The sequence below is a fragment of the Plectonema cf. radiosum LEGE 06105 genome (assembly GCF_015207665.1).
Lineage (GTDB): Bacteria > Cyanobacteriota > Cyanobacteriia > Cyanobacteriales > Nostocaceae > Rivularia > Rivularia radiosa_A.
The window spans coordinates 1-9,817 of record NZ_JADEWL010000197.1 but is presented as its reverse complement, the minus strand read 5'-3'; the positions used below and the strand labels follow the sequence as shown (position 1 = coordinate 9,817).

The window sequence follows — 9,817 nt, the reverse complement described above, 5'->3', positions numbered from 1 at the left end:
TTATGAAGCGACCAATAATTATACACAATTAGCTATCTAAAACATGATTCACTCAAAAATTCTTAACTTGCTACCCTGTTGTAGCGCACAAGGTAGATTTAGTATTAATTCGTAATCATTCTTTGCCTGAATGATGCTTTACCTTTCCAAACTACACTGCTTGTGGTAAGCAGCTAGAATCTTTACTTTCACGCGATTGGACAACCCAACTTGCAAGCGCATTAAGAACCTCTGCCTTCTCTTGGGGAGATGCTTCCATCACAAGCGATCGCAGGTCTACTTTGCTTGTATCAATATTGCATAGCATGGATAAAAGGTCATTTCTTGCTTCGACTGGCAAACCAGCAAGAATGCGCTCTAGGCTATCGGAATAAATTCGTTGATTCCCTCGGCGAAATCCACTAATCATTTGCTGAGAAACACCTGTTTGCTCAGACAGCCACTTAGCAGAAATACCGTATTTATCAAGGGTTATATCCAAAGCCTTTGAGAAATTCATATTTTTTAATTAATTAGATACTGAATTTGTAATATGATATTTAGTCATAACTGAATTTGGAAATAGCAAAATTACAGATTTAGTTTAATCCTATCAAATCAAAAGGCAGAGGGGGCAATAGCGCAGACGAACTTTTTTCTTTCTTTAAATTTTAGAAAAAATTAGCCCCGGTCTTGACGGGACGGGGCGTATCTGAAAATTCAAACTTAGGTGCATTATGACTCATAACAGCCAAAAAATTCAAGGGAAATTTTACCCATTACAACATAAAAAATGGTTAAGAGCTTGTACAAGACGATTAAAAGCTCAAAAAAACCGTTCAGAATTTAGCATCAGCAGCACGAACGAGGAGGTGTGCTAGTCATGACTACTACACGTACCATCCGCCATCCGCGACCAATCGAGGAGTCAAAAATGCAAGGTTATTTCATGATTTCAAAGCGGGATGCAGCTGTTGCCATTACCAACAAATTAACTGGTTCTCAGTGCCGTTTGTGGCTCTACTTGATGACTGTTGATTCTTCTGTGAATCAGGCACAAAGCATGATTGAAATTTATCAAAACATTCCTACCTCAACTAAAATAGCAGAAAAAATTGGGGTCTGTGTTGACACAGTAGATAAAGATTTACGAAAACTTAAAACTGCTGGGCTTTTACCAACATGGTTTGTTTTTAAGAGAACAGATTGTGCCGATATTGAACGAGGAATACGCGATCGCCTCAAAGTAGAACTTGGCGGTGAGGTAGAAGTAATCACTGCTGTAGGTCGTATTGACTTGCTTACTGTGACAGAAGTTATTGAAATCAAGAATATCAATAACTGGAAAGAAGCATTAGGTAAGATTCTGGCTTACTCCTCTTTCTTCCCAGAACACAGCAAGCGTATTCATTTATTTGGTCGTCCCGACTTAGCAAAACTAGCTTTGGCTCAAGCAACTTGCTCGGAGTTTGGCATAACTGTAACTTTCGAGGAGGTGGAATCCTAATGTCTAAATCAAGAGAAAAAATAGGCGTGCAGTTCTACCCCATGACCGCCGAAGAAATTAAGCAATGGTATCGAGACAAATTGCTAACTACTGCTGGTTACTTGTTAGCCATTAAAAAAATTACCAAGCTACCAGGCTCTAACTTGGTAATTCCCAACGTTCTCAAGTTCTGTAGAGAATGGGAAATCAGTAAATCTGCCTTTTACCGTGCGGTGAACGAACTAAGACAAAAAGGATACACTGATTGGGAAGCAACTCACGGAATAATTCTTAAAGAGACTAAGAAGGTTGTTGCTTTCCCTTCGGAAGAAAAAGAAGAAAAAGAAGAAAAGTGTCCCACGGATGGGACGGTATCCCATGAGCGGGACAGTGTTTCCCACGAGCGGGACAGTGTTTCCCACGAGCGGGACAGTGTTTCCCACGAGCGGGACAGTGAATCCCACGAGCGGGAAAATTGTAGCCCGAAACCCGCTCCAAGCAAGAATTCCAGCACTCCTCAGATATATACAGATAATATACAGACTCTCTCAGAAGGCGAGAGAGAGAGTTTTTGAAAATTTTCAAAGAAGAAAGCAAGCCAGCTACCAAAACCACCAGAACTACCATTCAAATGGATAGAAGCTCATTTTGAAGAATTACGCGAACAGTGGCTTGAATCGCAAAACAAAAATACAAATCAAAATACTATTTACAAGTTCGATAAATACACCGAGCCGCAGCACCAGATGTGGTACAGACAACTACAAATTGTCGTAGAAGGTGCAACCCAATGCGGAGACGATATGATTTTGCGGCGATTTTTCATAGACGATTTTTATAAATGCTGGTTCAATTGGGCGAAATCCCACCGTGCGGACGTGCAAGAACTTTTAGCAAACAATCCAATACTTGAGAAGAACTATGCTTGAAAATCTAAGTTTTGCGACTACTGACAAGGTACCTCCCCAAAACATCGAAGCAGAACAAGCAATTTTGGGCGGTATCTTACTCGACCCAGGTGCGATCGCAAGAGTCAGGGACATCCTTGTGACCAAAGCGTTTTACCTGAACATCCACCGCGATATTTATCAAGCTGCTTTAGAACTTCATAGCGAAGGTAAGCCCACAGATTTACTTGCAGTTATTCGCTGGCTCTCCGACCGCAATATGCTTGCAAAAATTGGTGGTAGAAATCAATTAGCAACACTTGTAGACCGGACGGTATCGGCAGTTAACATCGATGGTTTGGCGCAGTTGGTGATGGATAAATACCACCGGCGGCAATTGATTACAGCTAGCAACGAAATTTACGAGCTAGCCCACGACCAAAGCGAGGAAGTAGGTAAACAGTTAGAAAGGGCATCTTCAAAGGTTCTAGAAATAAATAACAGCGCGATCGCGTCATTATCCGAACCAACCCCGATGTCAAGTATTTTGATAGATGCCTTTGAGCGCATTGAAGAAAAAAATATGGGTACAGCACCAAGCGGGGTCAGGACTGGATTTTATGATTTAGATGGGGTAATTGGAGGATTCAAGCCAGGAAAACTAATCACCATTGCAGGTCGTCCGGCAATGGGTAAATCATCGTTTTTAGGTAATCTAGCTTTAAATATTTCGTCCCTTGAACATCTGCCAACTGTAATTTTTAGTCTGGAGATGGGCAAGGAGGAATGGGGAGATAGATTTTTATCGACTGATATGCCTATTGAATCAAGTCTTTTGCAAAACGGTAATATTAACAAATCGCAATGGGAACTTTTAGCGCAATCGATAAAGAGCTTTACCGCTGCGGGTACGATGCAGAATGGTTATGTGTATCTAGCGGACACTTTGCCAGCCCCTTCGATAGAGGAAGATTACTGCTGGTTGCCCGCTCCCACGGCATTGTCTACAAAAGGGAGCCGTCCCCCTGGACTGAGCAAGTTAGAAACTTTCTTGAAAAAGAACGAGCTGATCAACAAAGGCGAGGTCTTAAATCCGGTTATCCTCTCCGAATGGTTCGGAATCCCCAGCACCTGGCTCGACCCCTCGGAATCCCGAACCGCAGCAGAATTATTAGAAGACAACGCAGCGCCGCTGGAAATTTACTTGACCCCAGACTTGGTGCGATCTGCTTGCAGCAGCGCTTCGCTATCGCCCTTAGAAGAGTACTCTACCTCAACTCACTCGTCAAATGACACTTTAAAATTAAAAGCGATTAGTCTATGGCAGCCATATTGCTCTTTAATACCGCTGGGCTTGAAGCATTATGAAACCAGAAGTTGGAAAACCAATTATAGGGGTAAGTTATTAATTTGCTCGACTGCTAAATCTACTAAAACCCAATATCAACAATATTTAAAGATTTGTAACGAACTAAAATTACCAACTTGGGATGAAACTAATTTCCCACAAGGGCAGGCGATCGCTCTTTGCGATCTGACAGACTGTATTGAAATGACACCGGAGTTTATCGCTCAACAGTCACAAACCGAGATAAAGAGCGGGGATTGGCAGGTTGGTCGTTATGCCTGGAAGTTAGAGAATATACAACCAATAACAGAACCTTTTGCAGTTAAGGGTAAACAGGGACTTTTTGATGTTCCTTCTACCAATCTTGAATGCTATTTAAAACAAAACTTTATCCCAACTCATAAGTTAAAAAAGGTTCAGAAAAAATCCTCAGACTGTTGGTACACACCACCCCACATCATTGAATTGATAATTCAGGTACTTGGAGAAATTGACCTCGACCCCTGTGCGGATGATGGTAAACATATTCCGGCGCGATCTGCTTGCAGCAGCGCTTCGCTATCGCACTACACTTTTAATTCGGATGGTTTAGCAGCTGTGTGGGAAGGACGTATTTTTATGAATCCTCCCTACAGTTGTCCGGGGTTGTGGATGAAAAAGCTGCAAACAGAGTTTGAATCGGGAAGGGTAAGGGAGGCGATACGCCCTTCAGGCGTAAGCGAAGCTATCGCGCTTGTTCCGGCAGCTACTGATACTAAATGGTTGTCTCCGGTGCTGAAAACTCAACCCGTCTGTTTTTGGAGGGGAAGAATTAAGTTTTTGGACGAAGATTACCAGCCTAAACTATCTGCACGGCAATCTCATGTGTTGGTTTATTGGGGGGAGAATTGGGAACGGTTTAAAGAAGTATTTGATGAGTATGGGGTGGTTTACTTTCCTCTGTCTGCAAACCCAGTACTAATGGTCAACTCAACCGTTAGTACTAATGAGCAGGAGAAATCAGAACCAGTACTAATGGTTAACTCAACCGTTAGTACCAATGAGCAAGAGAAATCAGAACCAGTACTAATGGTTAACTCAACCGTTAGTACCAATGAGCAAGAGAAATCAGAACCAGTACTAATGGTTAACTCAACCGTTAGTACCAATGAACAGGAGAAATCAGAACCAGTACTAATGGTTAACTCAACCGTTAGTACTAATGAGCAGGAGAAATCAGAACCAGTACTAATGGTTAACTCAACCGTTAGTACCAATGAGCAGGAGAAATCAGAACCAGTACTAATGGTTAACTCAACCGTTAGTACCAATGAGCAGGAGAAATCAGAACCAGTACTAATGGTTAACTCAACCGTTAGTACTAAAAGAAGAAGTCGGGGAGCGGGGGCGGGTAGAATTCAAACACGAACAATTACTAAGAAGAATGGTAAACAGTACCAACAAGCTTGGTATGACTGGCAGATATCAAATAGTGAAAAAACAATTTCTAAAAGTACTTATATTCCTAAGCGGTTATTGCCTCAAGTACAGCAGTTAGAAGCGGAGAAAGCACCAGTGAGAGGAATATTACAGTTGTTGGGAGTAACGTTTGACTAAAAATGAGTTTTACTCTTTACTTGGGTAAATATTTGGTAGATAAAATTAAACAGATAATGTATATTAACGCATTGCCAATAACTCAACAGTAAATATGTTTTATTAGATAAATAATTGAGCAAGTAAAATTTACTTGTAAACACTAAATTTGTTAAAATATTTAGAGATTTTAAATCAAAAATAAACCTAGTTTGACAACAAATAAGGAGGAAAATATGAACATGGATGAACTAATGAATTGTGATTACCCAATTCCAGACCCAGCTTGGGATTATTCAGAAATTTATAACCAGCTACAAAAATCTAAAAGTAAATTAGAACAACTAATAAAGTATATGAGCGATATTGAAAATGCTACGACTGAGAGTGATTCAATAATTAAAGAACAGATTAATGATATAGGACTTATTTTAAACTCAACACAAAGAATGATAGACCATACATAAGATTAATTGTTGAATAGTTAATATCCTTTAACATAAATCTTAATAAAGTTCAAATCTCAGCACAAATGATTGTACAAACCTACACCCGAAAAGTGGACTACAGATAAAGCTTTGCCCTCTAAGCATATAGCAGTACCAGTTAGGGCTTAACAATGAATGACTAGTTTGGATGAGGGTAATAAGAGTGATCGCTCCACCGGGACGGCGATGAGCGAAGCAGGAGCCGTAGGCATCTCGCTAAAATCCTCAATCACAATTTTGGAGAATGGAAAGGTCGCAGTATCGGCAGTATCCCCCCTGGGGTTGTAGGGATGATCGAAGATATGCGACCGCTGGTGGATTCCCATTGAAGAAATAATTAGTTTTATTCGTAGAGTAAAGCGTAAAAAATAATTAGGAGTAGAGTAATTTTTAGGCAATTGAGCGATCGCTTGGTTGAGCATAAAGGTGGTTTGTCTAAACGACACGCGATCGCCGGAGAGCAAGCGAAAGCTCAACGCTCATCGTATCGATGGAACAATATTTTTGAAAAAAACTCCATTAAAACGCGGAATGTAAGTTTGAATACTTGTTAAAAGAGATTTTTATTTGTAATATCCATAGCATCGCTAACTTAGTTTCGATTCATAGAAAAATTACTCCAAGTTGACAATATTTTATTGGTTCTAACCTTTATAAAAATTGTTCTTGAGTAGGTAATTAGAGGTCTATTTAGACTATATTCCTTGGCATTAGAATGAGTTTATGACATTACCTTATTGCAGCTTAATTCCTGCAATAATTTATGTTATTAAATCTTCTAAAACTTAAGCAATAAATACTCTATTTTCATTAGATCGGATAAGAAGCGAAAAAAAATAATAATTGAATTAGGTTTGAATTAATGTCTCAAAATCGTGTTGTACGCTGGGTCATGAGCTTGATCATGACTGTAGCACTTGCTGTCATTGGATTCGGTTCTTTTGCTGCACCTGCTCATGCTAGTTCTGAGGCTTACATAGGGGAGGTTGATCTTTATCCCTATAATTTCTGCCCTAGAGGTACTGCCGAAGCCAAAGGTCAGTTGCTTGCTATTAATAGTAATCAAGCTCTGTTTAGCTTGCTTGGCACTAACTATGGAGGAAACGGGGCCACTACTTTTGGACTACCGGATTTGCAAGGTCGAGTGCCTATTGGTGACGGTCAGGGTCTCGGACTCCCTTCTCACCGACTTGGTGAAAAAGGGTCGCAGAAAATCACCCTGAATGCTGATAATACTAAACCCCAACAAGATCAAAATCTTCAGCCCTATCTGACAATGAAATACTGCATTGCATTGGAGGGTATTTATCCTAGTCGCAACTAATTAATAAGCTACTTTTATAGTTACATATCTCACTTCACTCTTCCGTTATGCCGATCGCAAATTTAAGGATTTGCGATCAAATTCGCCTTTACCTTTGCTTGCGATTCATAGGCGATGAGCTTTCGCTCGCTCTCCGGCGATCGCTAGTGGATTCCAATTGAAGAAATAATTGGCTTTATTCGTAGAGTCAAGCGTAAAAAATAATTAGGAATGGGGCAGTTTTTAGATAGTAAGAGCGCTGCGATACGCGAAGCGTCGCCCTTTAGGGCTATCGCGAGAGTTAAATCGTCAAAGTATATTCCCAAGCGATTGTTATCTCAAGTGCAGCAGTTGGAGGTGGAGAAAGCACCAGTGAAGGAAATATTGGGGATATTAGGAATAAATCTATAAAAGCTTTAAAAATTTATATTTGCCGCCGTTAGCATAAATTGTAGATGCTCTCATTTTGACGATTATTTATTTACTGATATTGACATTCATCAACTTTTTTATTAGTTAGTTTCTGCAAAAAGTTCTCCAACCATTCAGGTCGCCAAAATATTACACCAAATATTCTGACACCGATATAACCTAAAAATCTACGGAATGGGTTGATACCTGCTTCTTTCATCATTTCTAAAAATAAATCGTCAGCTTCTTTTCGGGAGTAGAATTTTCCTTTAATTCTTCCTAATATAGGTTTGTTATTAAAACATTTTCGTTTTCCTCCCCTACTCATATACATGAAATCATGAATTAATGGTGCTTCAAGGGAAAGCTCATGTATTCCAACGATTATCCATAAAAGTCTAGGAATTGAAGATAAGTCAAAACTGAAACATTCATCTAAAATTATTTGAGATTTTTTATCTTCATCTTCGTAGAGATATTCTTCTTTTAAAAACCATGTATTCTTTCTGGGGTGATAAGATACTTTTGCTAGGGGTAGTTCTAATTCTTCTTGGTTATAGCAAATTTGCATGATTATCTTTCCTCTTTTTTTAAATAGTGTTTTTCTCCTTGTTTAAATCTTCAAGCTAAAAATTTTAATTTACGCATTTTCCGAAATTAAATAGACCAGATTCTAATTTGTCATACGGAAACTATAATTAGTAGTTGCATTTCTTGAGGCATATTTAGACAAATTTGAAATTGTCATATTCTATATGGGTATTGTAAGAACGCTGTTTTTGTTATACTTTGCTACAATTCCTTTACCCCCAAAAGCGCGTACATCATGCCCAAAGGATTCGGTAAACCTCAACCCAAAGAAATTAATTATCTAGTTGAGCGTGCAGTACGGTACTGCCATAAACGCCAGCCAGAAAAACTAGATCGGATATTTGATAACCTACCGTTGGAATTAAATCAACAGGTATTAGTAGAAACTGTAGCGGCTTTGCACGACGATATTGATACTCAGGCATGGTTCTGCGGTTACTTCGCGGGGGTCATAAATAGGAGTGAGGATTCGGAAAGACAATACTCTATAACATTGTTATCTAAACTTGTTATTAAGTCTGGTATGGAGGCATTTGAAGACTTTGTACCTTACCCCGGTTGTCGGCTGGTGATTGTTAACACCAAGAAGTTTGCAGCGCTGCCGCCATCAGTTCAAGCATTGATGCAGGAAGCGTTTGAATTAACAGAAACTAGTGGTAAAGAAGTGCAGCGGGTAAATAATGCGCTGTTGAAAGAGTTAACGAACAAGAAATAATTGAGATGGAGGAATTATTTGTTAAGCTCTTAATATTAATAAAGTTTTGATATAAAACCTTAATAAATTTTATTTTTATAAATATAAATACTTAAGCTATTAATTAAAAATATACTTGAAAGCTAATTTATCTAGATCGGTAGAGTTACCCTACTCGTTTCTTATAGGTTGTAACTAATATAAATCAGGTGATACATCATCTGACGTATTCAACATTTTATCAAGTTTAATACATGGATATCAAAAAACCTTATTGTATCAATCAACCGGAGGTGGGTAAGCTCATTCGTGAGTTGCGAAATTCTTTTGGATTATCCCAAGAGAAATTTGCAACCCAATTAGGCGTTACTTGCTTAACGATTAATCGTTGGGAAAATGGACGCAGCCAACCTTCGCCTTTAGCTATGGAGAAGCAGGAACGACTCAAGGACTGGGATAGTTCTTTAACTAATAGTTAAAGTAGTTACCCGCAAAGAAACAACCCAGCCCCAGAGATGTGAGAAGAAGCAAATGCCCATCTGTAATGGATGAGGATACGCTGATAGCTCACCTGCTGTATGAGAAGTACGTTCGTTAAAAAGCAATAAATAAGTTCTGGTATGGAGATAACATCAAAGTTGAAATGGAATACCTGGAAAGAAATTAACTGGAAAACAGTAGAATTCCAAGTATTTAAGTTGCAAAAACGAATCTACAGAGCTTCCTTACAAGGTGATAAAAAGTTAGTCCGCAAACTCCAGCACATGATGGTTAGTTCATATTACGGAAAATTACTCGCAATCAGGAAGGTAACACAAGAAAACAAGGGAAGTGCGACCTGAAAGGTCAACTAAATTGAGACTCCGAAGTCTCTCTGGGTTTTCTACCCCAGACCTCCGTAGAGTAGTCCGTATTCTAACGGTACGTTACGACCAAGTAGGCAACGAAACAGTCGGAGTGCAGACGCTAAAAGTAGCCATAGCTGCCAGGGTTAGGCGGTAAGGAGCAAGGGGGAAAGATGTAGAAGGGTGAACACGGTCTAAGGTATTGATTAA

11 protein-coding genes are annotated in these 9,817 nt (G+C 39.4%); 9 read left to right on the top strand and 2 right to left on the bottom strand.

Going from position 1 to position 9,817, the window contains the following annotated elements; genetic code table 11:
* Window positions 1–151 precede the first annotated feature (151 nt).
* Window positions 152–499: a hypothetical protein gene (locus IQ247_RS29595; protein WP_193925463.1), complete on the bottom strand. Its 348-nt coding sequence runs from the start codon at window positions 497–499 to the stop codon at window positions 152–154.
* A 363-nt stretch (window positions 500–862) separates the two neighbouring features.
* On the opposite strand from IQ247_RS29595, the gene IQ247_RS29590 reads away from it, so the two are divergent.
* From IQ247_RS29590 to IQ247_RS29560, 6 genes are all read left to right on the top strand, one after another.
* Window positions 863–1,486 carry a hypothetical protein gene (locus tag IQ247_RS29590; RefSeq protein ID WP_193925461.1) on the top strand — a complete coding sequence of 208 codons (624 nt, stop codon included), beginning with the start codon at window positions 863–865 and terminating at the stop codon, window positions 1,484–1,486.
* Window positions 1,486–2,040 (top strand): hypothetical protein, encoded by a 555-nt coding sequence (locus IQ247_RS29585; RefSeq protein ID WP_193925459.1) that lies wholly within the window; start codon window positions 1,486–1,488, stop codon window positions 2,038–2,040. The genes IQ247_RS29590 and IQ247_RS29585 overlap by 1 nt, the downstream gene beginning before the upstream one ends.
* 171 nt (window positions 2,041–2,211) lie before the next feature.
* Window positions 2,212–2,394 carry a hypothetical protein gene (locus tag IQ247_RS29580; RefSeq protein ID WP_193925457.1) on the top strand — a complete coding sequence of 61 codons (183 nt, stop codon included), beginning with the start codon at window positions 2,212–2,214 and terminating at the stop codon, window positions 2,392–2,394.
* Window positions 2,387–5,296 carry a DNA N-6-adenine-methyltransferase gene (locus IQ247_RS29575; protein WP_193925455.1) on the top strand — a complete coding sequence of 970 codons (2,910 nt, stop codon included), beginning with the start codon at window positions 2,387–2,389 and terminating at the stop codon, window positions 5,294–5,296. The genes IQ247_RS29580 and IQ247_RS29575 overlap by 8 nt, the downstream gene beginning before the upstream one ends.
* Before the next feature lie 221 nt (window positions 5,297–5,517).
* A complete protein-coding gene (locus tag IQ247_RS29570; RefSeq protein ID WP_228060165.1) occupies window positions 5,518–5,742 on the top strand; it encodes a hypothetical protein in 225 nt (74 codons plus the stop codon).
* A gap of 883 nt (window positions 5,743–6,625) precedes the next feature.
* Entirely contained in the window at window positions 6,626–7,087 is a 462-nt protein-coding gene (locus tag IQ247_RS29560; protein WP_228060164.1) for a phage tail protein, read from the top strand.
* Window positions 7,088–7,547: 460 nt separating this feature from the next.
* Here IQ247_RS29560 and IQ247_RS29555 read toward each other — a convergent pair whose 3' ends face one another.
* On the bottom strand, window positions 7,548–8,048 hold the full coding sequence (locus IQ247_RS29555; protein WP_193925450.1) for a DUF1353 domain-containing protein: 501 nt from the start codon (window positions 8,046–8,048) through the stop codon (window positions 7,548–7,550).
* 255 nt (window positions 8,049–8,303) lie between these two features.
* Here IQ247_RS29555 and IQ247_RS29550 point away from each other — a divergent pair, with 255 nt between their 5' ends.
* The 3 genes from IQ247_RS29550 to IQ247_RS29540 all read left to right on the top strand — a co-directional run bounded on the left by IQ247_RS29550 (window position 8,304) and on the right by IQ247_RS29540 (window position 9,604).
* Window positions 8,304–8,783, top strand: a complete 480-nt coding sequence (locus IQ247_RS29550) for a hypothetical protein (RefSeq protein ID WP_193925448.1) — start codon at window positions 8,304–8,306, stop codon at window positions 8,781–8,783.
* Between the two features lie 233 nt (window positions 8,784–9,016).
* A complete protein-coding gene (locus tag IQ247_RS29545) occupies window positions 9,017–9,241 on the top strand; it encodes a helix-turn-helix domain-containing protein (RefSeq protein WP_193925446.1) in 225 nt (74 codons plus the stop codon).
* Window positions 9,242–9,382: 141 nt separating this feature from the next.
* Window positions 9,383–9,604 (top strand): reverse transcriptase N-terminal domain-containing protein, encoded by a 222-nt coding sequence (locus IQ247_RS29540; RefSeq protein ID WP_193925445.1) that lies wholly within the window; start codon window positions 9,383–9,385, stop codon window positions 9,602–9,604.
* The last annotated feature ends 213 nt before the right edge of the window (window positions 9,605–9,817 follow it).